Source organism: Streptomyces sindenensis (genome assembly GCF_014649035.1).
GTDB classification, from domain to species: Bacteria; Actinomycetota; Actinomycetes; order Streptomycetales; family Streptomycetaceae; genus Streptomyces; species Streptomyces sindenensis.
The window spans coordinates 1-23,202 of sequence record NZ_BMSG01000014.1 but is presented as its reverse complement, the minus strand read 5'-3'; the positions used below and the strand labels follow the sequence as shown (position 1 = coordinate 23,202).

At 71.4% G+C, this 23,202-nt stretch carries 23 protein-coding genes and 1 riboswitch; of the genes, 15 read left to right on the top strand and 8 right to left on the bottom strand.

All coding sequences use genetic code 11. From position 1 onward, the window contains the following. Window positions 1-29 precede the first annotated feature (29 nt). Window positions 30-497: a thioredoxin-dependent thiol peroxidase gene (gene bcp / locus IE145_RS17120; protein WP_189525901.1), complete on the bottom strand. Its 468-nt coding sequence runs from the start codon at window positions 495-497 to the stop codon at window positions 30-32. Between the two features lie 143 nt (window positions 498-640). Here bcp and IE145_RS17115 point away from each other — a divergent pair, with 143 nt between their 5' ends. The 3 genes from IE145_RS17115 to IE145_RS17105 all read left to right on the top strand — a co-directional run bounded on the left by IE145_RS17115 (window position 641) and on the right by IE145_RS17105 (window position 1,871). Further along, window positions 641-961: a DUF3618 domain-containing protein gene (locus tag IE145_RS17115; protein ID WP_093808797.1), complete on the top strand. Its 321-nt coding sequence runs from the start codon at window positions 641-643 to the stop codon at window positions 959-961. A 133-nt stretch (window positions 962-1,094) separates the two neighbouring features. Further along, window positions 1,095-1,397 (top strand): GroES family chaperonin, encoded by a 303-nt coding sequence (locus tag IE145_RS17110; RefSeq protein ID WP_042498713.1) that lies wholly within the window; start codon window positions 1,095-1,097, stop codon window positions 1,395-1,397. Window positions 1,398-1,453: 56 nt separating this feature from the next. Continuing rightward, window positions 1,454-1,512: riboswitch (guanidine-III (ykkC-III) riboswitch) on the top strand. Window positions 1,513-1,550: 38 nt separating this feature from the next. Continuing rightward, the gene (locus IE145_RS17105; protein WP_189525900.1) at window positions 1,551-1,871 is read left to right on the top strand and encodes a DMT family transporter; all 321 of its coding nucleotides are present in this window, start codon (window positions 1,551-1,553) and stop codon (window positions 1,869-1,871) included. Between the two features lie 4 nt (window positions 1,872-1,875). On the opposite strand, the gene IE145_RS17100 is transcribed toward IE145_RS17105, so the two are convergent. Further along, a complete protein-coding gene (locus IE145_RS17100; RefSeq protein WP_189525899.1) occupies window positions 1,876-4,242 on the bottom strand; it encodes a transglycosylase domain-containing protein in 2,367 nt (788 codons plus the stop codon). 185 nt (window positions 4,243-4,427) lie between these two features. On the opposite strand from IE145_RS17100, the gene IE145_RS17095 reads away from it, so the two are divergent. The 4 genes from IE145_RS17095 (at window position 4,428) to IE145_RS17080 (ending at window position 7,997) form a co-directional block, all read left to right on the top strand. Beyond that, entirely contained in the window at window positions 4,428-5,228 is an 801-nt protein-coding gene (locus IE145_RS17095; protein ID WP_189525898.1) for an ABC transporter permease, read from the top strand. Continuing rightward, window positions 5,221-6,099, top strand: a complete 879-nt coding sequence (locus IE145_RS17090) for an ABC transporter permease (RefSeq protein ID WP_189525897.1) — start codon at window positions 5,221-5,223, stop codon at window positions 6,097-6,099. Before IE145_RS17095 ends, IE145_RS17090 begins: the two co-directional genes overlap by 8 nt. A gap of 95 nt (window positions 6,100-6,194) precedes the next feature. Continuing rightward, complete coding sequence (locus IE145_RS17085; RefSeq protein ID WP_189525896.1) at window positions 6,195-7,181, top strand: ABC transporter ATP-binding protein; 987 nt, start codon at window positions 6,195-6,197, stop codon at window positions 7,179-7,181. A gap of 114 nt (window positions 7,182-7,295) precedes the next feature. Further along, on the top strand, window positions 7,296-7,997 hold the full coding sequence (locus IE145_RS17080) for a DUF1707 SHOCT-like domain-containing protein (protein WP_189526047.1): 702 nt from the start codon (window positions 7,296-7,298) through the stop codon (window positions 7,995-7,997). A gap of 25 nt (window positions 7,998-8,022) precedes the next feature. On the opposite strand, the gene IE145_RS17075 is transcribed toward IE145_RS17080, so the two are convergent. Beyond that, window positions 8,023-9,270: an SGNH/GDSL hydrolase family protein gene (locus IE145_RS17075; RefSeq protein WP_189525895.1), complete on the bottom strand. Its 1,248-nt coding sequence runs from the start codon at window positions 9,268-9,270 to the stop codon at window positions 8,023-8,025. A gap of 97 nt (window positions 9,271-9,367) precedes the next feature. On the opposite strand from IE145_RS17075, the gene IE145_RS17070 reads away from it, so the two are divergent. The 8 genes from IE145_RS17070 (at window position 9,368) to IE145_RS17035 (ending at window position 18,459) form a co-directional block, all read left to right on the top strand. Then, window positions 9,368-10,894 (top strand): DUF445 domain-containing protein, encoded by a 1,527-nt coding sequence (locus IE145_RS17070; RefSeq protein WP_189525894.1) that lies wholly within the window; start codon window positions 9,368-9,370, stop codon window positions 10,892-10,894. A gap of 106 nt (window positions 10,895-11,000) precedes the next feature. Then, entirely contained in the window at window positions 11,001-11,522 is a 522-nt protein-coding gene (locus IE145_RS17065; RefSeq protein ID WP_373296595.1) for an alpha/beta fold hydrolase, read from the top strand. Window positions 11,523-11,642: 120 nt separating this feature from the next. Then, window positions 11,643-12,128, top strand: a complete 486-nt coding sequence (locus IE145_RS17060) for a hypothetical protein (protein ID WP_189525893.1) — start codon at window positions 11,643-11,645, stop codon at window positions 12,126-12,128. 644 nt (window positions 12,129-12,772) lie between these two features. Continuing rightward, window positions 12,773-13,534 (top strand): TauD/TfdA family dioxygenase, encoded by a 762-nt coding sequence (locus IE145_RS17055; protein ID WP_229825621.1) that lies wholly within the window; start codon window positions 12,773-12,775, stop codon window positions 13,532-13,534. A gap of 60 nt (window positions 13,535-13,594) precedes the next feature. Continuing rightward, window positions 13,595-14,362, top strand: a complete 768-nt coding sequence (locus IE145_RS17050) for a sulfite exporter TauE/SafE family protein (protein WP_189525891.1) — start codon at window positions 13,595-13,597, stop codon at window positions 14,360-14,362. 65 nt (window positions 14,363-14,427) lie between these two features. Then, window positions 14,428-15,525, top strand: a complete 1,098-nt coding sequence (locus IE145_RS17045) for an alpha-hydroxy acid oxidase (RefSeq protein ID WP_229825615.1) — start codon at window positions 14,428-14,430, stop codon at window positions 15,523-15,525. A 93-nt stretch (window positions 15,526-15,618) separates the two neighbouring features. Further along, window positions 15,619-16,770, top strand: coding sequence for an aminotransferase-like domain-containing protein (locus IE145_RS17040; RefSeq protein ID WP_189525890.1), 1,152 nt, complete (start codon window positions 15,619-15,621; stop codon window positions 16,768-16,770). 546 nt (window positions 16,771-17,316) lie between these two features. Next, entirely contained in the window at window positions 17,317-18,459 is a 1,143-nt protein-coding gene (locus IE145_RS17035) for a benzoate/H(+) symporter BenE family transporter (protein WP_229825613.1), read from the top strand. Between the two features lie 82 nt (window positions 18,460-18,541). Here the strand turns inward: IE145_RS17035 and IE145_RS17030 are convergent, their stop codons facing one another. The 5 genes from IE145_RS17030 to IE145_RS17005 form a co-directional block, all read right to left on the bottom strand. Continuing rightward, window positions 18,542-18,970 (bottom strand): Ig-like domain-containing protein, encoded by a 429-nt coding sequence (locus IE145_RS17030; protein WP_229825612.1) that lies wholly within the window; start codon window positions 18,968-18,970, stop codon window positions 18,542-18,544. Between the two features lie 177 nt (window positions 18,971-19,147). Beyond that, window positions 19,148-19,699, bottom strand: a complete 552-nt coding sequence (locus tag IE145_RS17025) for a hypothetical protein (protein WP_189525888.1) — start codon at window positions 19,697-19,699, stop codon at window positions 19,148-19,150. 1,278 nt (window positions 19,700-20,977) lie between these two features. Further along, entirely contained in the window at window positions 20,978-21,961 is a 984-nt protein-coding gene (locus IE145_RS17015; protein WP_229825611.1) for an endonuclease/exonuclease/phosphatase family protein, read from the bottom strand. A 391-nt stretch (window positions 21,962-22,352) separates the two neighbouring features. After that, a complete protein-coding gene (locus tag IE145_RS17010; protein WP_189525887.1) occupies window positions 22,353-22,802 on the bottom strand; it encodes a hypothetical protein in 450 nt (149 codons plus the stop codon). A gap of 90 nt (window positions 22,803-22,892) precedes the next feature. Continuing rightward, the gene (locus IE145_RS17005; RefSeq protein ID WP_189525886.1) at window positions 22,893-23,135 is read right to left on the bottom strand and encodes a DUF397 domain-containing protein; all 243 of its coding nucleotides are present in this window, start codon (window positions 23,133-23,135) and stop codon (window positions 22,893-22,895) included. Window positions 23,136-23,202: the final 67 nt, after the last annotated feature.

Genomic DNA, 23,202 nt, shown 5'->3' with positions numbered 1-23,202 from the left:
CGGAGGCGGGGGCGTCCCCGGGGAGGCCGTCAGATGCCCAGGTCCCTGATGATCTTCGCCACGTGGCCGGTCGCCTTCACGTTGTAGAACGCGTGCTCGACCTTGCCGTCCTCGTCGACGACGACGGTGGAGCGGATCACGCCCGTCACCACTTTGCCGTAGAGCTTCTTCTCGCCGAAGGCGCCGTACGCCGCCAAAGTTTCCTTCGCCGGGTCGCCCACCAGGGTGACCTTGAGGTTTTCCGTGTCGCGGAACTTCGCGAGCTTCTCCGGCTTGTCGGGCGAGACGCCGATGACGTCGTACCCGGCGCCCGCCAGGAGGTCGAGGTTGTCCGTGAAGTCGCAGGCCTGCTTGGTGCATCCGGGGGTAAGAGCGGCCGGGTAGAAGTACACGATGACCTTGCGGCCCTTGTGGTCGGCGAGCGACACCTCGTTGCCGTCGGCGTCGGGAAGGGTGAAGGCGGGAGCGGTGTCGCCGGGCTTCAGTCGCTCGCTCATGTGGTTCTCCTCGGGTGGTGCGCGGGTCGGACGGGACCGAGGGTAATAGGGGTGCCGCCGGGTGTGCGGAGGTTCGAGCTGACAGACTGTCGACGAAGGTTTCAGACGAAGGTGCAACGGACGACGACCACGGAGGCGGCGCAGTGTCGGATGCCAGGACCCCTGCGCAGATCGAGGCGGACATCATCAGCAGGCGCGAGCAGCTCGCTGTGGTGCTCGACGAGATCGGGGTGCGCGTACACCCGAAGACGATCATCGGAGATGCCAAGGCGAAGGCGGCCCAGTCCGTGGACCGGACGGCCGGCCGTGCCTTCGTCGCGGTGAACCGCTCGGTGTCGGAGGTGAAGGACCGGTTCGTCGCGGAGGACGGCTCGCCGCGGCTGGAGCGGGTGATCCCCGCGGCGTTGCTGGTGGTCGGTGTGGTGGGGCTGCTCACCGTGTCGAAGCGCCGCCGCCGCGCGTGATCCGAACCCGGAGGCGTGTGGTCCGGCGCGGGGCAGGTAGGTTGCGGGCGTGAGCGAGAACACCACCCCCGGTGGCACCACCCCGGGCAACATCACCCCCGGCGCCCCGCACGACGACAAGCTGCCCATCCGGATGCTGCACGACCGTGTGCTCGTGCGGAACGACGCGTCCGAGGGCGAGCGGCGTTCCGGCGGCGGCATCCTGATCCCGGCGACGGCCGCGGTGGGCCGTCGGCTGGCCTGGGCCGTCGTCGTGGCGGTCGGGCAGAACGTGCGGACGGTGGAGCCCGGTGACCGGGTGCTGTACGACCCCGAGGACCGGGCCGAGGTCGAGGTGCGGGGCGTGGCGTACGTCCTGATGCGGGAGCGCGATCTGCACGCGGTGGCCGCCGACCGGTTCGAGGGGTCGGTGGATTCGACCGGGCTGTATCTGTAGGACCGCGCTGTTCAGGGCCTGGTGACCGGTGTCACCAGGCCCTTTCCCCGTTCTTTGCTACGGTGGGACCACCCCGACGAGACGCGCCGTACCGGGTTGGCAAAGACGACGCACCCGTGAGTTGTCCGTGTGTTCGTCGTCGGAGGTTCTGTCATGGCGTGGGTTCTGCTGGTCGTCGCCGGTCTGCTCGAAGTGGGCTGGTCGATCGGGATGAAGTACACCGAGGGGTTCACCCGGCTGTGGCCGAGCGTGTTCACCGGCCTCGGGATCGTGGCGAGCATGGTGCTGCTGTCGCACGCCGCGAAGACGCTGCCGATCGGTACGGCGTACGGGGTGTGGGTCGGTATCGGTGCCGCCGGTGCGGCGGTCCTGGGCATGGTCGTGCTGAACGAGCCCGTGACCGCCGCCCGGATCTTCTTCGTCTGTCTGCTGCTGGTGGCCGTGGTCGGTCTGAAGGCGACCTCGGGGCACTGAGTTCCTAGGACCTGTCGTCGAACTGCCCGTTCTGGTCCGGGGCGGTGGCTGACCCGCCTTCCGTGCCGCCGTCCGCCCCGCCCGTCGTGTCGCCTCCGGTGTTCCCGCCCGTGCTGCCGCTCGTGTTCCCGCCGGTGTTCGTGCCGGGCGTGGGCGGCGCGCTGCCGTCGGGAGGGGTGTCGGGGCTGGTACCGGGGCCGGTGTCGGAGTTGGAGGGGGAGGACGGGTCCGGGCCCCCGTCCGCGTTCTCGTCGACCAGGAGTTCGTCCCCCTCGTCGGATCCCGGGGCGGTCCGGAGGTCGAACTCCCGGGCCGGGGACGAGCGCAGCGCCGCTTCCGTATAGGCGGCCCAGGTCTCGGCCGGGACGCCGCCGCCGTTGACGCGGGCCAGGCCGAGGGCTCCGTACAGCGGGGTCTGGGCGCCCGTGTCCGGGTTCTGGCCCATCACGGCGACGACGCTCGCGAGGTCCGGGGTGTACCCGGCGAACCAGGCGGCCCGGTCCTCCTCCGCGGTGCCGGTCTTGCCGACGGCGGGGCGGCCGACGGCCTGGGCGGCGGTGCCGGTGCCGCCCTCCACGACGCTGCGCAGGACGGCGGTGGTGGTGTCGGCTGCCTCGCGGCTGACGGCCTGTTCGGTGGTGCGCTGCGGGAGTTCGATCCCGGCGCCGTCCTTGGTGACCTTCTCGACGAGGACGTGTCTGCCGTGCCGGCCGTGGTCGGCGAGGGTGGCGTACGCCTCGGCCATGTCCAGGACGCTGGCGTTGGCGGTGCCGAGCGCGATGGAGGGGGATGCGGTGAGGTCGGGGGTGTCGGCGGGGATGCCGAGGGCGATCGCGGTCTGCCGGACCTTCGCGGGGCCGACGTCCTGCGCCATCTGGGCGTAGACGGAGTTGACGGACTTGTCGGTGGCGATGCGTACGGTGATGTCGCCGTGGTCGACGTCGTCCTCGTTGGCGGGGGCGTAGTCGGTGGGCCCCTGCACGCCGACGACCGTGCGCTTGTTGGTGCCGTCGTAGACGGTGTTGGGCGTGATGCGCCGGCCGTCCTGGGTGGTGGAGTCGTTGACGACGGCGGAGGTGAGGACGAACGGCTTGAAGACGGAGCCGACCTGGTAGTCGCGGCGGGTCGCGTTGCTGACGTACTGCTTCGTGTAGTCGATGCCGCCGTACAGGGCGACGACCTTCCCGGTCTCCGGGACGATCGAGGCGCCGCCGACGCGGATGTTGCGGTCGGCGGCGCGGTCGCCGCTGGTCTTGGCCATCACGTTGTCGTCGACGGCTTTGACGAAGGCGTCCTGCTTCGCCTTGTCCAGGGTGGTGGTGATGCGGTAGCCGCCGGCGGCGAGGGTCTTCGTGTCGAGGATGCCGCGCCGGTTCAGATAGTCCCCGACGGCCTGGACGATGTAGCCGCGCTGTCCCGAGAGTCCGTTGGACGGTTTGGCCTCGCCGGGGGTGGGGAACCGTGTCGTCGCCCGTTCGGCGGCGGTCAGCCAGCGTTCCTTGACCATGCCGCCCAGGACGTAGTTCCAGCGGCGCTGGGCCGCGCGCTTGTTGTCGGGGTGGGCGACGACGTCGTAGGCGCTGGGGGCGTTCAGCAGGGAGGCGAGGTACGCGCCTTCGGCGGTGGTGAGCTCCTCGACGTTCTTGCCGTAGTACGCCTGGGCGGCGGCCTGGATGCCGTACGCGTTGCGCCCGAAGTAGCTGGTGTTGAGGTAGCCCTCGAAGATCTGGTCCTTGGTCTCCTCGCGGTTGAGCTTGACCGCGATGATGGCTTCCTTGGCCTTGCGCAGGATGGTGCGTTCCTGGCCGAGGTAGTAGTTCTTCACGTACTGCTGGGTGATCGTCGAGCCGCCCTGCTTGCCCTTGCCGGTGACGGTGTTCCAGCCGGCCCGGAGCATCGCCTTCACGTCGACGGCGTGGTCGTCGGTGTAGAAGTCCCGGTCCTCGGCGGCGAGCACCGCCTGCTGGACGGTCGGGGGGACCTGGTGGAGCTTGACCTTCTCCCGGTTCACGTCGCCGTCCCGGGCGATGACGCTGCCGTCGCTGTAGAGGTAGACGTTGGACTGGGCGGTGGCCGAGGCGTTGGCGGCCGGGATGTCGACGAGCCGGTAGGCGGCGAAGATCGCGGCGCCGAGGAGGACGACGAGGCCGAGGAGGGTGCCGAGGGTCATCCGCCAGGTGGGGATGGCGCGCCGCCAGCCGGTGCGCCGGGGCCGCGCCCTTCTGCCTGGCTGCTTCCCGGGCCTTCCGGGTCCCCTCCCGGCTCCCTCTCCGGGCTGTTCGCCGGAGGCCGTCGGTGGATGGTTTCCGGTGGCGGAGGCCCCCGCGCCCGAGGAGTCGCGGGGGGCCCAGCTCTGTGGCTCGTCGCTCATGTCGGTGGGGGCTCCTGAGACGTGGTCAGTTCTCCCATAGTGCCCGGTTCGTCAGGAAATCTGCGTTTCTTACTGTCTCGTTCCCTCCTCCGGTCGTGGAAAAGCGGTCGCCGCGGCCCTCACGCGTGGACTAGGGTCGTGCGCTTTGGTGCCAGGAGCCGGTGGCGGCGGAGGGAGGGGGCGGCGTGCGGCTGTACGCAGTGGTGGCGGCGGGCGGGTTCCGGCGCTACGCCACCTACCGGACGGCGACGGCGGCGGGGGTGTTCACCAACACCGTCTTCGGCTTCATCATGGCGTACACCTACATCGCCCTGTGGAACGAACGTCCGCAGCTCGGCGGCTACGACACCTCCCAGGCGCTGACGTACGTCTGGCTCGGCCAGGCCCTGCTGATGGCCAGTGCCCTGATGGGCGGCGGGTTCGAGAAGGAGCTGGTCGAGCGGATCCGTACGGGGGATGTCGCCGTCGATCTGTACCGGCCCGCCGACCTCCAGCTCTGGTGGCTGGCGGCGGACCTGGGCCGGGCGGCGTTCCACCTGCTGGGGCGCGGGGTGGTGCCGATGTTCCTGGGGGCGCTCGCCTTCGACCTGGCGTTCCCCGGGTCGCTCTGGACCTGGCCGGCGTTCCTGTTGTCGGTGTTCCTGGGCGTGGTGGTCAGCTTCGCGATCCGCTATCTGGTCGCGATGTCGGCGTTCTGGCTGCTCGACGGCGCCGGGGCGACGCAGATGGCGATGCTGGCGGGGCTGTTCTTCTCCGGGATGCTGCTGCCGCTGAACCTGTTCCCCGGGCTGCTGGGCGAGGTGGCGCGGGCCCTGCCGTGGTCCTCGCTCCTCCAGGTGCCCGCCGATGTGTTCCTCGGCAAGCACATCGGGTGGGGGCTGGCGGGGGTGTACGTGTTCCAGGCCGGGTGGGCCCTCGTGCTGCTCGGGGCGGGCCGTCTGCTCCAGACCGCGGCGACCAGGAGGGTGGTGGTGCAGGGTGGCTGAATCGGTGGCGGTACCGGCCGACGAGGAGCGGGAGCCGGCCGGCTTCGCCTTCGAGGACCGGCCCCGGCTGCTGGAAGGGTTCCGGGCGTACGGGCTGATCATGGCGATGTGGGTGCGCTCCACGATGGCGTACCGGGCCTCGTTCGCCATGACCCTGTTCGGGGATCTCGCGGTGACGGCCTTCGACTTCGTGACGATCCTGCTGATGTTCACCCACGTCGACGCGCTCGGCGGTTACTCCCTGCCGGAGATCGCCCTGCTGTACGGCCTGTCGGCCACGGCGTTCGGCGTCTGCGATCTGCTGCTGGGGTCGATGGACCGGGTCGGCGGGCGCGTACGGGACGGAACGCTCGACACCCTGCTGGTGCGCCCGGTTCCGGTGCTGGCGCAGGTGGCGGCGGACCGGTTCGCGCTGCGCCGGCTGGGCCGGATCACGCAGGGCCTGCTGGTCCTCGGCTACGCGGTCGCCTGCCTCGACATCGCGTGGACGCCGCTGAAGGTGCTGATGCTGCCGATGACGGTGATCGGCGGGGCGGCGATCTTCGGGGCGGTCTTCGTCGCGGGGGCGGCGTTTCAGTTCGTCGCGCAGGACGCCTCGGAGGTGCAGAACTCCTTCACGTACGGCGGCACGACCCTGCTCCAGTACCCGCCCACGGTCTTCGCGAAGGACCTGGTGCGCGGCGTCACGTTCGTGGTGCCGCTGGCTTTCGCGAGCTGGCTGCCCGCGCTGTACGTACTGGGGCGGGAGTACCCGGTCGATCTGCCGCGGTGGGTGGCCTTCCTGTCGCCGCTGGTCGCGGCGGGCTGCTGCGGCCTGGCGGGCCTGGCCTGGCGGGCGGGGCTGCGGTCCTACCGGAGCACGGGCAGTTGATGGACCGGAAGAACCCGTGGGGCCGGGGGAACCGGGGTGACCACAGCGACCAGGGGCCGACCGGGTCGGACGGGACTACGCGGGAGAGCACGGACATGGCGGACGACGGGTTCATCAGCCTCGACGGCGTCGAGAAGGTCTTCGAGGTCCGCCGCCGGGCGGGCCTGCTGCGCCGGGAGCGCCACGAGGTGCGGGCCGTGGACGGGATCAGCTTCCGGGTCGCGCGCGGCGAGATGGTCGGCTACATCGGCCCGAACGGCGCCGGGAAGTCGACCACGATCAAGATGCTGACGGGCATCCTCACCCCCAGCGGCGGCAGGCTGCGCGTCGCGGGCATCGACCCCTCCCGCGAACGTACGCGCCTGGCGCACCGCATCGGCGTCGTCTTCGGCCAGCGGACGACCCTGTGGTGGGACCTGCCGCTGCGCGACTCGTACCGGCTGATGCACCGCATGTACCGCATCCCCGACCGGCGTTACCGGGAGAACCTGGACCGCTGCGTCGAACTCCTCGACCTGGGTCAACTGTTGGAGGTCCCCGTACGGCAGCTCTCGCTCGGCCAGCGGATGCGCGGTGACATCGCGGCTGCTCTGCTGCACGATCCCGAGGTGCTCTACCTGGACGAGCCGACGATCGGTCTCGACGTCGTCTCCAAGGCCAAGGTGCGCCAGTTCCTGAAGGAGTTGAACGCCGAGCGCCGGACGACGGTCCTGCTGACGACGCACGACCTCACCGACATCGAGCAGCTGTGCGGCCGGGTGATGGTGATCGACCACGGCCGTCTGATGTACGACGGCTCGCTGACGGGCCTCCACGAGGTGGGGGAGAGCGAACGCATGCTGGTGGTGGACCTGGAGAGCGAACTCCCGCCGATCCGCCTGGAGTCGCCCGACGGCGGGGACCAACCCGCTCTGCGCGCCGTCAAGGTGGAGGGCCCGCGGCAGTGGCTGGCGTTCCCCGCCGCCGCTTCGGCGGCCCCGCTGGTGGCGCGGATCGCAGCGGACTACCCGCTGGTCGATCTGTCGGTCCGGGAGCCGGACATCGAGGCCGTGATCGCCAGGATGTACGCGTCGACGCCGTGAGGGTCCCCCGGGGGCTTCGCCCGGGGCGGCGCGCGCAGGTCGTGGGCCTGCGGGTCTGGGCCGGGAACGGGTGCGTTCAATAGGCTGCGCGGTATGACAAGTGAACGTCCGGAAATGCGTGCCTCCGATGCCGAGCGGGAGCGGATCGCGGAACTGCTGCGCGAGGCCGTGGCCGAGGGACGACTGGATATGGACGAGTTCGACCAGCGCCTGGATTCGGCCTACAAGGCCCGTACGCACGGAGAGTTGGAGCCGCTGGTCCAGGACCTGCCGGCGCCCGGCTCGACGGTCGCTCCGGTCGGCGCGCCCGCGCCCGCCCCGCTGCGGGGCTCGGCCGCGAACTGGCCCGCGCGGATCGGCGGCAGTGCCACCTCGAAGGGGGCGTTCGCCCTCTGGGGCGGGTTCGAGCGCAAGGGCCGCTGGACGGTGGGCCGGCTGTTCACCGCCTTCGCGATGTGGGGCGGCGGCGACATCGATCTGCGCGAGGCGAACTTCGAGGACCGCGAGATCGTGATCCGCTGCTTCGCGATCATGGGCGGCATCCGGGTGGTCGCGCCGCCGGAGCTGAACGTCGAGGTCAAGGGCATCGGCATCATGGGCGGCTTCGGCGAGGGCTCCAACGAAGGGGGCGAGATCTCGCCCGACTCCCCGCGTGTGCAGATCACCGGATTCGCCCTGATGGGCGGCGTCGGGGTGGACCGCAAGCGGACGAAGGCGGAGCGCCGCCGGCTGAAGGAGGCGAGGGAGGCGGAGCTGGAGGAGCGCCGCCGGCGCGGGCTGGAGGGCCCGGACGGCGGCGGCCGCAAGAAGCTCTGAGGCCCCTTCGGCTCTCCTCAGGGCGTCACAGCGCGTCGGACCGGGGCGGGCGGGCCCGGTCCAGGGACCTCAGGTCCACGTGGTCGCCGAGCGCGCGGTACCCGTCGTCGTTGAGGTGCAGGTGGTCGCCGGAGTCGTACGCGGCGAGGATCCGGCTCGGTGCGGCGGGGTCGCGTACCGCCGCGTCGAAGTCGACGTACGCGTCGAAGACCGTGCCCGACCGGATCTGCTGGTTGACCGCGTGGCGGACGGCGTCGCGCTGGGGCGTCCAGGTGGCGAAGCCCTCGAACGGGGTCAGCGTGGCGCCGACGACCCGGAGCCCTCGGGCGTGCGCCCGGTCGGTGAGGGCGCGCAGGCCGTCCACGATGCGCTGGGGGTCGGCCTCCTGCGGGTGCTGCTGTACGTCGTTGACGCCGAGGGCGATGACGACGGTCCGGGCCCCGGCGACCCCCAGGACGTCCCGGTCGAACCGGTCGGTGCCCGACTGGCCCCCGGTGCCGCGGCCGACACCGGTGATCCGGTTGCCCGCGATGCCCGCGTTGGCGACCCCGTACCGGCCGCCCAGCCGGTCGGCGAGGACGTCGGGCCAGCGGGCGTTGGCGTCGGTGGTGGAGCCACTGCCCGCGGTCAGGGAGTCCCCGAGGGCGACGACCGCGCCGAGCGCCTGCTCGGTGCGGACGTCCACGGCGGTCAGATAGCGCCAGTTGCTGGTGGTGAAGGTGCCCCGGTCGTCGATCAGGAACGAGGTCTGGTGGGTGTAGCCGTGGAAGGTGACCGGCCCGCCGCCGCGCGGGGTGCGGAAGCTGACCTGGAGGTCGGAGTCGGGGGCCACGGGTACGACGACCGGGTCGCTGACGACCCGTCCGCCCGCGGCGACGGTGACGGTGGCGGCGCCCTTGAAGGTCACCGGCCGGGTGTTGACGGTGGCTTGGTCGACGACCAGGGGGGTCGTGCCGAAGAGGTTGGACAGCGTGATGCGGGCGGCGTCCCCGCCGATGCTGGTGTGCACGACGTTCCGGACGGTGCGCCCGGGGAGCCCGCCCTCGGTGCCCGCTTCGGCGCCGACGGGCGAGGCGGTCCAGGTGGCGACCCACGAGGGGCCCGAGGCGGCGGGGTCGACGGGGTTACGGGCCGCCGCCTGCGTCTCGGCGGGCGGGAGCGGCGCCGACCGGGGGCCGGAGAGCAGCGTCGTTGCGAAGGCGACGAAGGCGGCGAGCGCGGCGGTGCCCGCCACTAGGGCGATGAGCAGGGCATACCCCTGGCGCCTTGGCATATGCGGTGGTTCTCCTTGTGATGATCGTGCTGGTCCCATGATGCGACAGGCCGTCGGGAACTCCACATGCGGCCCGGGAGTAGGGGAGGTAGGGACAATGCGTACGTCACGGGGGCGAGGCGTACGCGGACGGGTGGAGCGGATGGAACGGACCGGATCCGGCGAGCAGGGGCAGGACGGGGAAGCGGTGCAGAAGGACGCGGCGCAGGAGCCGGCGGGACCGGAGCCGGGGCGGCCGGAGCCGTCGGGGGCCGCGGCGGCGAAGACCGCGGTGCCGGAGGCCTCGGGACCGGGGCGATCGGCGCTGCCGCCGGGGCGGGTGCGGGAGGCAGGGGCGGGGGCGGGCACGGGCCCGCTGGCTTCGTTCGCGTACACCGCCGCCGACGAGGAGAAGCAGCGCGGCGTACGGCGCATGAAGCTCACGGCGACCGGCCTCCTTCTGCTCGTCGCGATTGTCTACGTCCTGGCCACCTGGGCGAAGAACTCAGGCGTGGGGGGCTGGCCGGGCTACGTCGCAGCGGCTGCCGAGGCGGGGATGGTCGGCGCGCTGGCGGACTGGTTCGCGGTCACGGCGCTCTTCCGCCGCCCGCTGGGTCTGCCCATTCCGCACACGGCCATCATCCCCACCAAGAAGGATCAGCTAGGACAGTCCCTCGGTTCCTTCGTTGGCGAGAACTTTCTCTCCGGAGACGTCATTCGTGACCGAATTCACGCTCTGGGGGTCGGCCGGCGGCTCGGTGTGTGGCTCGCCGAGCCGGCCCACGCCGACAGGGTCACCGCCGAGCTGGCGACGGCGCTGCGCGGTGCGCTGACGGTCCTTCGGGATTCCGACGTCCAGGCGGTGGTCGGCGAGGCGATCACCCGGCGGGCGGACGCGGTGGAGGTCGGACCGGGCCTCGGCAAGATGCTGGAGAAGGTCGTCACGGACGGCGGCCACCGCAAGGTCGTCGACCTCGTCTGCGTACGGGCGCACGACTGGCTGGTGGAGCACGGCGACTCGGTGATGAACGCGGTGCAGGGCGGGGCCCCCGGCTGGACGCCGAGGTTCGTGGACAAGCGGGTGGGGGAGCGGGTCTACAAGGAACTGCTGCGGTTCGTCACGGAGATGCGGGACATGCCGGAGCACCCGGCGCGCGGCTCGATCGACACGTTCCTCACCGACTTCGCGGCCGACCTGCAGACCGACGCCGACACCCGGGCCCGGGTGGAGCGGCTGAAGTCGGAGATCCTGGGCCGGGGCGAGGTCCAGGACGTCATCGCCTCGGCCTGGTCCTCCGTCCGAGCGATGATCATCTCGGCGGCGGAGGACGAGCGCAGCGAACTGCGGCTGCGGGCGCGCGCCTCGCTGATGTCGCTGGGAGCGAGGCTGGCGAGCGACGAGCGGCTCCAGGGCAAGCTGGACGGCTGGCTGGAGGACGCGGCGGTGTACGTGGTGACGACGTACCGCGCGGAGATCACCTCGCTGATCAGCGAGACGGTCGCCGGCTGGGACGCGGACCAGACCTCGAAGAAGATCGAGGCGCACATCGGCCGCGACCTCCAGTTCATCCGGATCAACGGCACGGTGGTGGGCGCGCTGGCGGGCCTGGCGATCTACACCGTGTCGCACGCGCTGGGGGGTTGAGCGGCGGAGGCGTTCGGAGCCCTGGCCGCTCGGTTGCCGCTCCGGATGCGTACCCGTACGGTCCTGTCGCGTCCGGTACGGGTACGCACCCGGCCTGCGCGGGGAGTTGTGGGGGAGTACGGGCGGCCTCACCGCGCTGCTGACGGCGGCGGGCCACCCGGAGGTGTGCCGTGCGCTGGTCCTGATCGAGGCGGGGCCGGCGGGCCCGAGCCCGGAACTGCCGGACCGGATCGGGCGCTGGCTGGACTCCTGGCCGGTGCCGTTCCCGGCCGTGGAGGCGGCCGAGGCGTTCTTCGGCGGCGGCCCGGCGGGCCGGGCCTGGGCGGCGGGCCTCGCACCGGGCCCCGGCGGACTGCACCCCCGCGTCGACCGGGACGTGATGGTGGCCACGGTCCAGGAGAACGCCCACCGCGACTACTGGGACGCCTGGGACCGGGTGCGCTGCCCGGTGCTGGTGGTCCGGGGCGAGAGGGGCGCGATGAAACCGGATGAGGCGGACCGGATGAGGGCCCGGCACCACGCGACGCGGATCGTCGTGATCCCGGGGGCGGGCCACGACGCCCATCTGGACAACACGGCTGCGGTGTACGGGGAGATGGCGCGGTACCTGCATGATCTCCAGCAGTGACCGGGGGCTGGGGTAGGGTCTGGACCCTTCACACGAGGGGGTCCCATGCCGTTCCGTAACACTGCCCGTACCCACGGTCGCCGTCCGGCGCGAACGGGGTTGCGCACAGGCGCACTTGCCGTGGTCGTGGCGGCGGCACTGGTGTCCTGCACCCAGGCGTCGAGCGACGGCGGCCCCGACGCGGACGCTGCCCGGACCGTCGGCTCCGTGGCGAACGCGGACCGCGCCGAGCAGGAGGCGGGTGAGACGGCCCAGGCGGGTGAGAACGACCCCACCGCTGCCCCCTCGCCGGGCCCGGCCCTGGTCCGCGACGCCTTCGCGACGCTCCAGGCGACGCTGGGCGATACCTGCACCCCGGGTGCGGGCGACTGCGCCTACTTCCTGGGCCGGGTGACCCGGGAACTCACCGAGCTGGACGAGTCGATGCGGGCGGACGCCAAGGGCCCCGGCCACTTCAAGGAGCCGCTCGCCGACATGAAGACCCTGTTCGACAAGCTGGGCGACGACCGGTCCGAGGCACACCTGGAGAAGTACTTCTCCGAGATCGTCGGCACCCGCGACGGCATCAACACGTGGATGCAGGGCCACCCGGACGACTACCGCTGATCCGGCGTGGGCGGCGTCCCCGCGGCATGTGACCCCCTTCACACGATTCACCATCCGTGCTCCCGCGATTTGGATGGCGCGAAACCGGCTCCGCGTGCCCCCGGTGGGCGCCGCGAAGGGGGTGCCGAAGTCGCCTGACGGGGCGATGTGAGCTGTTCATCTCCCCGTCATCCTGCGCCGTAGAGGCAGCTCACCCCGGTGAACGGGAAGTGGCAACCGGGCCTGCACCCCTTACCGCGTGGGCCGCTTCGGGCGGTTTCATGCGGGAGAAGGCAATTCACGCCCTATCTTGTAAATGCCCGACCCGTTAACCCGGGATGTCACTGTCCGAAAGCGATTGTTGACGGAGAGAATCGGGGCGGGATACGTTTTTCACCGTAATGATCAACCCTGCATTCGGGAATCGGTGAGAGATTATGAGAATGCTTGCCCAGGCTCTGAATCAGTACCGATTAAGCGAGTCCGAGGCGGAGAAGGTGAGCGAGCTGTCCGCGCTCGCCGCGCGCTTGTCGGACTCTCTGCCCATCGTCGTCTCGGGACTCCTCATGGATCTCCCGGACGGGATGCGAAAAACGGTCCTCGATTTCGGTTCGGACACGGAATCCAGTGGATACTGCCTCCTGCGTGGATTTTCGGTAGGTGAATTGCCGAAGACTCCCCAGGCGCACGAGGCCCACATTCTCGACGGCCACCCCACCAACGGAACCCTCATGCTCGTGGCGGACCTCCTCGGCTCGCTGACCGGCTATCAGGACGAGAAATCCGGCGCACTCTTCCACGATGTACATCCCGTACGCGGCGAGGAGGCCCGGATCGAGAACAGCGGATCGGTCGCTTTCGACTTCCACACCGAGAACGTGCACCATCCGCTCCGCCCGGACTACCTCGGTCTGCTCTGCCTGCGCCAGGACCACGACCAGATCGCCGCGACCCGCGTCTCCTCGGTACGCGACGCGCTGCCGCTGCTGACCGACGACGAGGTGGCGGAGCTGCGGAAGCCGCAGTTCCACAGCCTGTATCCGACCTCCTTCACCCGGAACACCACCGGCCCCCGCCCCTCGGCCGGCCCGCATCCGGTGATCTTCGGCCCGGCGGACCGCCCGTTCATGCGCTTCAACTCGCACAACACGCAGGGTGACCACCCGCAGGCGCGGGCCGCACTGAGCGCCCTGGCCACGACGCTGGAGCGGGTCTGCCGCGACCTGGTGCTCGCGCCGGGCGACCTGGTCGTCCTGGACAACCACGTCGTCGTCCACGGCCGCACCGCGTTCACCCCCCGGTACGACGGCCAGGACCGCTGGCTGCGCCGTTTCTACTCCCTGCGATCCGCCCCGCTGTGGGCCCAGCGCATGATGCGGCACCCGCGCGTGCTGCCGGCCATGACGGAGATCCGCGGGGTCGTCTGACCCGGCGGGCGGCACCACCCGGCCCCGGGAGCCGGGGCCACGTCACGTGAATGAGGAAGAGTGGAACTGTACGAAGTGCTCGGCCTGCTCGCGGCCGCGACGGCGGCCGGCTGGGTGGATGCGGTCGTCGGCGGTGGCGGGGTGCTGCTCATCCCGGTGCTCCTGTTGGCCTTCCCCCAGCATTCGCCGGCGGTGGCGCTGGGCACGAACAAGATCGCGGCGGTCATGGGCACCGCGACCGCCGCGTACATGTACCAGCGGCGCACCAGGCTGGACCGCTCGGTCCTGCTTCCGGCCGCCGGACTCGCGGTCCCCTTCGGTGCGTTGGGCGCGCTGTCCGCGTCGAGCGTTCCCACGACCTACTTCCGGCCCGTCATCATGGGCCTGCTCATCACCGTGGCGCTCTTCGTGGCCTTCAGGCCCAGTTTCGGGGTTCAGCAGCGGACCATCCTCGTCACCCCGCGCCGCCGCAATGCGGCCATCCTCATCGCGGGTGTCGGCATCGGTTTCTACGACGGGGTCTTCGGCCCCGGTGTCGGCACCTTCCTCATCATTTCCTTCACCACACTCCTGGCGACACAGTTCCTGGAAAGCGCGGCCATGGCGAAGGTGATCAACGCCTCCTCCAACCTGGGGGCCCTCGCGGTCTTCGCCTGGCAGGGAAACGTCCTGTGGGCCCTCGGTCTCGGAATGGCCGTGGGGAACATAGCGGGCGCGATGATCGGGTCACGCACCGCCATGAAAAGGGGATCCGGATTCGTCCGCATCGTCCTTGTGCTCGTGGTCACCGGAATGGTGGCCAAGATGGCATTCGACCAGTTCGCCTGACGGCCGGGTTCACTTGACGGGACGACAGGCGCCCAAGGAATTCATCCGACGACGGAAGAGGTTCCATGGCAAGGGAATTATCCGGTCTGCTGACGCTGACCGACTACGAGCAGGCAGCGGAGTCCCTGCTCGACGCCGCCTGCTGGGCGTACGTGGCGGGCGGCGCCGACACGCAGCTCACGGTCCGTGCCAACACGGAGGCCTTCGACCAGGTCTGGTTGCGCCCCCGGGCCCTCGGCGGCACGGGCGTGAAACCCGATACGTCCGTGACCGTGCTCGGGCAGCGGCTCGCCCTGCCCGTCCTCCTCGCCCCGACCAGCCCCCAGCGCCTCCTCCACGAGGGCGCCGAGATCGCGACCGCCCGCGCGGCCGAGTCCGCGGGCACCGTGTCGATCGTCAGCACCGACAGCCACTACGCCTTCTCCGACGTGACCGGTGCCGTCGGCAGCGACAGCTGGTTCCAGCTCTACGCCTACCGCTCCCGCGACGACGTCGCCGCGACGATCGCCCTGGCGGAGGACGCCGGCGCGACCGCGCTCGTGGTCACGGTCGACGCCAGCTACGCGGCCCGCCGTATCGGCACCCGGCGAGCGGGCTTCCGCACCCCGGGGCACGTCGACTTCGGCAACCTGCGCGCGCTGGGCGTGCTCACCGGCGACATCCCGGACGGCGCCCGCATCGAACGCCTGCCGCTGACCTGGGACGACCTGGAATGGATACGGTCCCGTACCCGGCTGCCGATCGTGGTCAAGGGCGTCCTGCGCGCCGAGGACGCCGAACACTGCGTGGCCCTGGGCGCGGACGGCCTCATCGTCTCCAACCACGGTGGCCGCCAGCTCGACGGCGCGGTGCCCAGCCTGGTCGCCCTGGAGCAGGTGGCGGCCGCGGTCGCCGGCCGCGCCCTGGTCCTCATGGACGGCGGCATCCGCTCCGGCGTCCACGTCGTCAAGGCCCTCGCCTACGGCGCGGACGCGGTGTGCGTCGGCCGCCCCTACCTCTGGGGCCTCGGCCTGGCCGGACAGCAGGGTGTCGAGGCGGTCCTCGACCTCCTCCGGAGCGAGATCGAGGACACGCTGCTCCAGCTCGGCGCGGACTCCGTCGCCGACATCGGCCCCGATTTCGCCGTCAGCGCCCACCGGGCCACGCGCCTGGGCGCCTCCTGAGTCACCGGAAGCCCTGCTCGCTTCCCACGCACCCCAGCTCTCGGCGCCCCCGCTTCCGCTTCCTCCCCTCGGTACCTTCTCCAGGAGACCTCTGTGACTTCCCCGAAAACCAAGGACGCTGTGACCTCTCCGACCGTCCACTTCTCGCGGGGGATCCCTCCGCTCGAAGCGATCCCGTCCGCCGACATCGCCGAGCTGACCGGGGCGGTCCTCTCCGCCGAACCGGACCGCGTCTTCCAGTACGCGCCCATCGGCCGCCACACAGGTGACCGCGAACTCCGTCACCAGCTCGGCGCGTTCCACTCGGTCGACCCCGACCGGATCTTCGTCACCAACGGCTCCCTCCAGGCCCTCGACCTGCTCGCCGCGCACCTTCTCAAGGACGCACCCCGCAAAAAGGTGCTCGCGGAGGCGCCGACGTACGACCGTGCCGTCCAGATCTTCGAGCGGCACGGGGCGCAGGTCTCCGGGATACCCCTGCGAGGGGACGGCCTCGACCTGGACGTCCTGCGGGAGCGCCTGCGTGCGGAGGTGCCCGCGTTCGTCTACCTGATCCCGGACTTCCAGAATCCCGGCGGGGTCACGACGAGCGAGGAGAAGCGGCGCGAACTCGTGCGCCTGTCAGCCGAGTTCGGCTTCACGATCCTGGAGGACATCCCGTACCGGGAACTCCGCTTCGCGGGCACGGCACCCACGCTCCTCGGCAAACTCGCGGAATCCGTCGAAGGCGCCCGGGTGCTGACCATCGGCTCGTTGAGCAAGATCCTCAGTCCGGGGCTGCGCGTCGGCTATGTGATCGGCCCGCCCGGTACGCCGGGCGCCCTGGCGGCGCTCGCGGAGAGCACGTACCTCTCGCCGGCCCCCCTGCTCCAGGTGGTCGCCGCCCGGGCCTTCGCGAGCGGCCTGGTCCGGCGCAACATCGACGAGGTCAGGAATCTGCTCCGGCCGCGGCACGACACGGCGGTCGAGGCGGTGCGGAAGGCGCTCGGCGAGGCCGCGCTGTGCGTGCCCGAGGGCGGCTACTACATCAGCGTGCACCTTCCGGTACGGACCACGGAGGAGCAGTTCCTCGCGGCGGCGGCCGCCGAGGGCGTCGCCCTCACCCGGGGCTCGGCGTTCTACCCGGCGGACTCGGCGCCGCCGTCCGGAACGGTGTTCCTCCGGCTGCCGTTCCAGGCCCTGAGCGACGAGGAGTTCGCCGAGGGGGTGACGCGGCTGGCCTCGGTGGCACAGCGAGCGGAGTAGGGGAGCGGAGCGGCGGAGCAGCAGCGGGAGTTACGGGCGAGGGGGAAGGACACGATGGCCACGGCCGGACAGGGCGCCCAGAACGACGCGGGCGAGGCGCCCGGGCCGACGGACGAAGGGCGCACGCCTTCCGGGCGGCACGGGCCTTCCGGGCAGCGCACGCCTTCCGGGAAGCCTGAGCCCTCCGGACGGCGCACGCCCCCCGACCGGCGCACGCCCCCCGATCGGCGAGGGCTTTCCGGGCGACGAGGGCTCTCCGAGCGGCCGGGGCCCTCCGGGCGGCCGGGGCCCTCCGGGCGGCCGGGGCCCTCCGGGCGGCCGGGGCCCTCCGGGCGGCCGGGGCCCTCCGGGCGGCCGGGGCCCTCCGAGAGGTCCGGGCCCTCCGAGAGGCCGGGGCCCTCCGAGCGGCCGGGGTCCTCCGAGCAGTCCGGGCGGTCCGGGCCCTCCGAGAGGCCGGGTCCCTCCGATCGGTCCGGGCCCTCCGGGCGGCCCGGGCTCCTGGCGGACGCCTCGCTCTCCGCCGTCCTCGCGGGCCTGATCACCGTCGTGGTCTCGTGCTCCGGCCCCCTCCTCGTGGTCCTGGCGGCAGCGGCCGCCGGTCACCTCACCGATGAGCAGACCGCGTCGTGGGTGTGGGCGGCCTGCGTGGGCAGCGGCGTCACGTGTGCCGTGCTCAGCTGGTGGGCCCGGATACCGGTGATCACCGCGTTCTCGACGCCGGGCGCCGCGGTCCTCGTCGGCAGCCTCGGGGACTACTCGTACCCCGAGGCGATCGGCGCCTTCCTGGTCAGCGGTCTCCTCATGGCGCTGGTCGGCCTGACGGGCGTCTTCGGGAAGGTCATGCGCCGCGTACCGCCCGGCATCGTGGCGGCCATGCTGGCGGGTGTGCTGTTCTCCTTCGGCGTCGGCCTGTTCTCGGCGCTGGACGGCGCGCCGGTCGCGGTGCTGGTCTCGCTCGCCACGTACCTGGCCGTCAAACAGCGGTCACCGAGGTACGCGGTGGCCTGGGCCCTGCTCGCGGCCGTGCTCGTCACCGCCGTCGTCCCGGGCATCGACGCCTCGTCCGTGGACATCGGGCTGACCCTTCCCGTCCTCACGGCACCGGAGTTCACCGGTTCGGCGCTGGTGGGCCTGGCCGTGCCGCTCGCCGTGGTGACGATGGCCTCGCAGAACGCGCCCGGCCTCGCCGTTCTGGCGGCCTGCGGCTACCGCCCGGACGACCGGCTGCTGATCACGGCCACCGGGCTCGCCTCCACGGCGCTCGCGCCGCTGGGCGGCCACGCCGTCAACCTGGCGGCCATTACCGCCGCCATCAGCACCGGAGAAGAGGCCCACCGCGACCCGCGACGCCGCTATGTGGCCGGTGTGGCGTGCGGCGTCTTCTATCTGCTGGCGGGCGTCTGCGGGGCCGCGCTCGTGGGGCTGTTCACGGCGCTGCCGCCCGAACTCATCGCGGTCGTCGCGGGGGTGGCCCTGCTCGCCACGTTCTCCACGAGCCTCGCCCAGGCGGTGGCGGACGAACAGGGCCGCGACGCGGCGGTGGTCACCTTCCTCACCACGGCTTCGGGCGTCACCCTGGGCGGCGTCGGCTCCGCGTGCTGGGGTCTGGTCCTGGGGCTGGTGACACACCTGGCGCTTGCCGCCCGGCGCCGGCGCGGCGCCCGGCGGGAGCAGGAGAAGGCTGAGTGAACGGACCCGGACGGCCGGCCCGTACGGCATCGCGCCCGGCCAGGACCCGGGCGGCCGGCCCGTACGGCGCCGCTGTTCGCGGTCAGGGAGCGGGCGCGGTGACGGTGATGCGGACGACGGCGGTGGCGGCGGGAACGTCGGTGCCCTTCACGCGGACCTCGTACGTCAGTTCGTCCTCGCCGGTGTACCCGTCCCTGGCGGTGTACGTCACCGTGGCCGAGGACACCGACGCGGAGCCGTGGCCGGGCTCGGTGTCGACGGTCAGGGTCAGCTCGGCGGGGTCATAGGCGGCGAGCAGGCCCGCCCGCTCGCCGCTCTCCAGGGTGAGGGAGTCGTTGTCGAGGACGTCCACGTCCAGGCTGTCGCCCGCCTCCACGGTCTGCTGGTCGTCCATGAGCGCCAGTGTCCGCTCGACCGTGCCCTTCCCGCCCTGGGCACCCGTATCGCCGTCGTCGCTCCCGCATCCGGTCAGGGAGAGGGCGAGGGCCCCCACTCCCACTGCTGTGCGCATCCGGAGGGCTCCGCGCAAGGTCTGCCGTGCCTGCTTCCTCGTCTGCATGTGTTGCCCCCAAGGCCGAACTAGGTGCGGTGGAGCAGCCGATGTTCGCAGCGCGTACGGGCTCGCAGCAGGGGCATGCGGGAAGAGAAGCGGAATTGTGATGAGAGCGTGTACAAAACATGGAGGGCCTCAGGCGGCGGGCCGACGCCCCAGCAGCCGGCCCTGCGCCGCCTTCAACGCGGTGAACCCCTCCCGCGCGTAGTCGGCGAGTTCCTGGCTCGGGAACGACACGACGGACTGATGCTGGTCGAACCGCCCCTGCTCCCATCGGGCGGCCGTGATCTCGTAACCGGACACGTGGGCGCACAGCTTGAGCAGGATCGGCGGCATCTCGGATTCGCGCAGCAGATCGGCGTGGGTGACGACGAGGTCGCGCATGGTCCGGATGTTCGGCAGGAAGACGGTGGTGACCCACAGCCGCCACTCGGCGAGTTCCTCCTCGGTGGGCGGATCCTCGTGGTCGAAGGGGGAGCGCCCGTCGGGGCGGACGTTGCGCTGGGCGAAGGCGTCGAAGGCGCGGCTGTTGGCCTCGGTGACGGCGAACAACGGCCCGTAGAAGTCGCTGAGTTGCCGGTTGACCCGCGCGAGCCGCTCGCTGCGCTGGGCGAGCCGCAACCCGTTGAGGTAGGCCGCGACGTACCCGACGAAGGCGAGGGCGATGGTGACGACCAGAGCAATCATGGGGGAATGCTACGGACGCCGACGCGAGGGTGGTTCGGCGAACGCATCTTCGATCTGGCGATGCGTCAGAACCGTGGGATACGGTGACCGGGTCATCACGCTCAGTGCGCGCCCGCGCGCAAAGGGCGGCCCCCGGAGGTGCGCGAACACCACCCGAGGGCCTACACCGCCAGTGGATAGGAGCCACTAGAAGTGCTGCGCCATGTTATCGCGCCCTCGTCGGGCTGGACGAAGGCCTCGCACACGGTCGTGCGCGACCGACGGATGAACAGCAACGCGAAGATCCTCATCCTGTACGTCCAGGGCCTCCCGGACTCCGCCACCAGCCGCCCGCTCGGCGAACTGGCCCAGAAGCTGGACATGAAGGGCCGCCCGTACCAGCAGGCCAAGAAGCAGTTGGTGGAGCACGGTTACGTCCACGAGTGGCGGGGCCAGCGCGAGGACGGGCTGTGGGCGACGGACCAGCTGTTCACGAACACGCCGCTGACGCGCGCGGAGGCGAGGGCGGTCTGGACGAGGCTGGAGGAGGACGCGGGGGGCTCGCCGGGTGTGCGGTATCCGACGGTCGGTGAACCGACTCCTCGGTCGGTCGGTGGCTATCAACCCGAGGAAGACCACGGTGATAAGACCACTCCCCACCCACCCTCCGAAGCGGAGCGGGGGCGGGGGCGGGAGCGGGCACCGGACCCTGAACCGGCGGCGGCCCCGGCCGAGCCGGCCCCGGCCGAGGCGGCCCCGGCCCCGCACCCCACCAGCCAACTGGCCAAGGCCGAACGCCTGCTGCTGTCCCTGCGCCACACGCGCCGCGATCTGCTGCTGGGCGTCAGGGAGGCCCGGACGCTGGCGGTGGAGGCCGTGAAGTGGCTGGAGGGCGGCCTGCCGGAGGGGGACTTGCGCCAGGCGCTCCTGGCCGACCCGCCGGAGGGCGGGGTGCGCTCGGCGGTCGGCTTCCTGCGCCATCGCCTGATCCAGAAGTGCCCGGTGACCCCGCTGCCGGCCCCGACTCAGCCTCCGCCGCCTGCGGTCAGGGAGCTGATGGTGTGCACGGGCCCGGGGGAGGAGCATGTCTTCCGCCCGCTGACCGACGAGGCGGAGTGCGCGGACTGCCGGAGGGCGACGGCGTACGCGAGCTGGATGGTCGGCACGGACACGTACGAGTTCCCCGAGGACATGACCTGGCGGCAACGCGTGGCCGCCGTAAGGAAGGCGGACGAGCTACGGGCCGCCGGAGGATCGCCCCAGGGCGACGCACCCCTGGGCGACGCACCCCTGGGCGACTCACGCCAGGGTGACGCGGGCGACGACGGGCAGATGGTCGCTGCCGGTGGCGGGAAGGGTACGGATGCGGCCCACGGTGGCGGAGCGGGCCATGACCTGGTCGATCCGGGCCACTGGGAAGGCGGCGGGGAAGCTGAAGGCGAACCCGCTCCCGGCGACGCCCAACTGTGAGGTGAGAGGCTTCAACCCCCGGTCTTCCACAACGCCGTTGAGATCCCCGAGCAGGACGACGGCCTCGACGCTCTCGTCCGCGATGGCGCGCCCCAGCAGCGCGGCGCTCTCATCGCGCCGCTGGGACGCGAGCCCGCCCGCCCCCACCCGGACGGAGGGCAGGTGGGCGACGTACGCGGCGACGTCCCCGTACGGGGAGTGGACCACGGCCCGCAGGCCACGGCTCCACCCCTCCTCGATGCTCGGGGGCTTGATGTCCACCACCTGCTCCCCGCTGAGCGGATGCTTGGACCAGAGCCCGACGGTGCCCCGGACGACGTGATGCGGATAGTCGGCGGCGAGGCTCTTCTCGTACACCGCCACCTGCGGATCCACGAGCTCCTCCAACGCGACGAGGTCGGCCCGGGAGCCGATCAGCGCGCGGGCGGTCCCGTCGGGATCCCGGTTCTCGTCGCTGACGTTGTGCTGCACGACGACAAGCTCCCGCCCGCCGCCGCTCTCCTCGCCGGGCAGGAGCAGCCCGCCGAAGGTGTCCACCCACACGCCCACCGGCAGCAGGAGGGCAACGAGGGCGACGGCGGACCGCCGAACGAGGGCGACGACCAGCAGGACGACGACGAGGAGCCCGACCCAGGGCAGAAAGGACTCCAGCAGGCTCCCCACCCGCCCCGGCCAGTTGGGAACATGCCGGTGAAACCCCAGGACGACCCCCACGACCACGGCACTCCCGGCGACCACCCACCCCCGTCGCTTCCCCACCCCAGGCGCCGACGCCTCCGACGCCACCGCACCGCTGTCTGCCCGCTCCACCATGTCTTTCCGTCCACTCGGCCCTGCTCTGTAGGACGAGCGGACGGAAGGATCAGTTTCCGGACGGCCCGGGTGCCCGGTCTTGCTGCTGGACACGACGGATAGAGGCGTGGACCAGGTCTTCACCAGGAGGCACCGGGCCGGTCGCCACCTCGGGGGTGCCAGGCATGGCCACGCCTGAGCAGATCTGGGCGGACGCTGATCTCCCCGCTCCCCGGCGCACCCTTGCCCGGTCCACGGCCCTGAAGGCCTCCCAAGAACGGCCGCACGAAGGCGGTGCGCTTCTCGACGCCGGGGCCGCCCTTCGCGAGGTACTCACGTGCTCAACATCTGGAGTTGGACGCGCGGGCACGCTGCCACAACCCCCATCGGACCAAGACTTGCTCTTCCCCGGTCAGGCGGGTGGAAGGGGGCACGGAAGGCCGGGATGGTGGTGGTTGAGGCAGCAGACCACCGAGAAGGAGATCAGGCTCTGGGACTTCGTGTAGTGGACCCAGCAGACGTCGACGCCTCGGGGGAGCGCGTCCATCGCGTACGCGATCTTTTGTTCGAGGGGGATGTGGGCGCGTCCGCCGTCGTCCCTGTCGGCGGGTGGATTCGCCTCGTACGTGCTCTGCAGCCAGGTGACGGCCCCCACCGCGCGGGTCCAGGTGCGCTCCACCGCGGTCTGGTTCTGCCGCAGGAGCCAGTGCCCGGTCATGAGGGGCGGGAGCGTGGAGGCGACGAACGCCCGGGTCTGTTCGGAGTTCGGTTCCGCACCCGGACGGCGTAGGGCCTCCTGGCCGTACGCGTCCCTGCTGCCGGTCCACGGACCGTATCCGTGCCAGTGTCCTGACCAGGTCATCTGCGCCCTTCATTAGGGGAGACGGGCCGGCCCGGAGCATGTCCGGTCCGGCCCTTTACGTGGTGCTTCGTGCTCAGGAAGGGAGCCAGACTAGAGCGTCAGGCCCCGAGTCCTGACCCACCCGGTGGCGAAGTCGTCGAGCTCGCCGCCGGTGAAGCGCAGCTCCTTGCCGGCGCCCTCGGGCTTGCTGTCGCGGATGACGAAGGAGGCGTCCGCGCCGGGGATCGGGGCGAGGCTTACGCAGGTCTCGTGGGGGCCACCCGCGTTGCCCCCGCAGAAGTCGGCGAAGGCGTCGGGCGTGGGGGCCGACAGGGCGTAGAGGTTCCCGTTCATGGGAGAGTCCTACCTTTCAAGACGTGGGTCTGATCTGGTCACTCGTAAGATCGGAGGGCCCAGGGGC

What these genes read in the sequence shown, in the direction of transcription:
- IE145_RS17030 (WP_229825612.1), bottom strand. Translation starts at nt 18,970, where the DNA reads ATGCGCACAGCAGTGGGAGTGGGGGCCCTCGCCCTCTCCCTGACCGGA.
- IE145_RS17110 (WP_042498713.1), top strand. Translation starts at nt 1,095, where the DNA reads ATGCTGCACGACCGTGTGCTCGTGCGGAACGACGCGTCCGAGGGCGAG.
- IE145_RS17085 (WP_189525896.1), top strand. Translation starts at nt 6,195, where the DNA reads ATGGCGGACGACGGGTTCATCAGCCTCGACGGCGTCGAGAAGGTCTTC.
- IE145_RS17010 (WP_189525887.1), bottom strand. Translation starts at nt 22,802, where the DNA reads ATGACCTGGTCAGGACACTGGCACGGATACGGTCCGTGGACCGGCAGC.
- IE145_RS17105 (WP_189525900.1), top strand. Translation starts at nt 1,551, where the DNA reads ATGGCGTGGGTTCTGCTGGTCGTCGCCGGTCTGCTCGAAGTGGGCTGG.
- IE145_RS17045 (WP_229825615.1), top strand. Translation starts at nt 14,428, where the DNA reads ATGGCAAGGGAATTATCCGGTCTGCTGACGCTGACCGACTACGAGCAG.
- IE145_RS17070 (WP_189525894.1), top strand. Translation starts at nt 9,368, where the DNA reads ATGCGTACGTCACGGGGGCGAGGCGTACGCGGACGGGTGGAGCGGATG.
- bcp (WP_189525901.1), bottom strand. Translation starts at nt 497, where the DNA reads ATGAGCGAGCGACTGAAGCCCGGCGACACCGCTCCCGCCTTCACCCTT.
- IE145_RS17075 (WP_189525895.1), bottom strand. Translation starts at nt 9,270, where the DNA reads ATGCCAAGGCGCCAGGGGTATGCCCTGCTCATCGCCCTAGTGGCGGGC.
- IE145_RS17080 (WP_189526047.1), top strand. Translation starts at nt 7,296, where the DNA reads ATGCGTGCCTCCGATGCCGAGCGGGAGCGGATCGCGGAACTGCTGCGC.
- IE145_RS17025 (WP_189525888.1), bottom strand. Translation starts at nt 19,699, where the DNA reads ATGATTGCTCTGGTCGTCACCATCGCCCTCGCCTTCGTCGGGTACGTC.
- IE145_RS17015 (WP_229825611.1), bottom strand. Translation starts at nt 21,961, where the DNA reads ATGGTGGAGCGGGCAGACAGCGGTGCGGTGGCGTCGGAGGCGTCGGCG.
- IE145_RS17005 (WP_189525886.1), bottom strand. Translation starts at nt 23,135, where the DNA reads ATGAACGGGAACCTCTACGCCCTGTCGGCCCCCACGCCCGACGCCTTC.
- IE145_RS17100 (WP_189525899.1), bottom strand. Translation starts at nt 4,242, where the DNA reads ATGAGCGACGAGCCACAGAGCTGGGCCCCCCGCGACTCCTCGGGCGCG.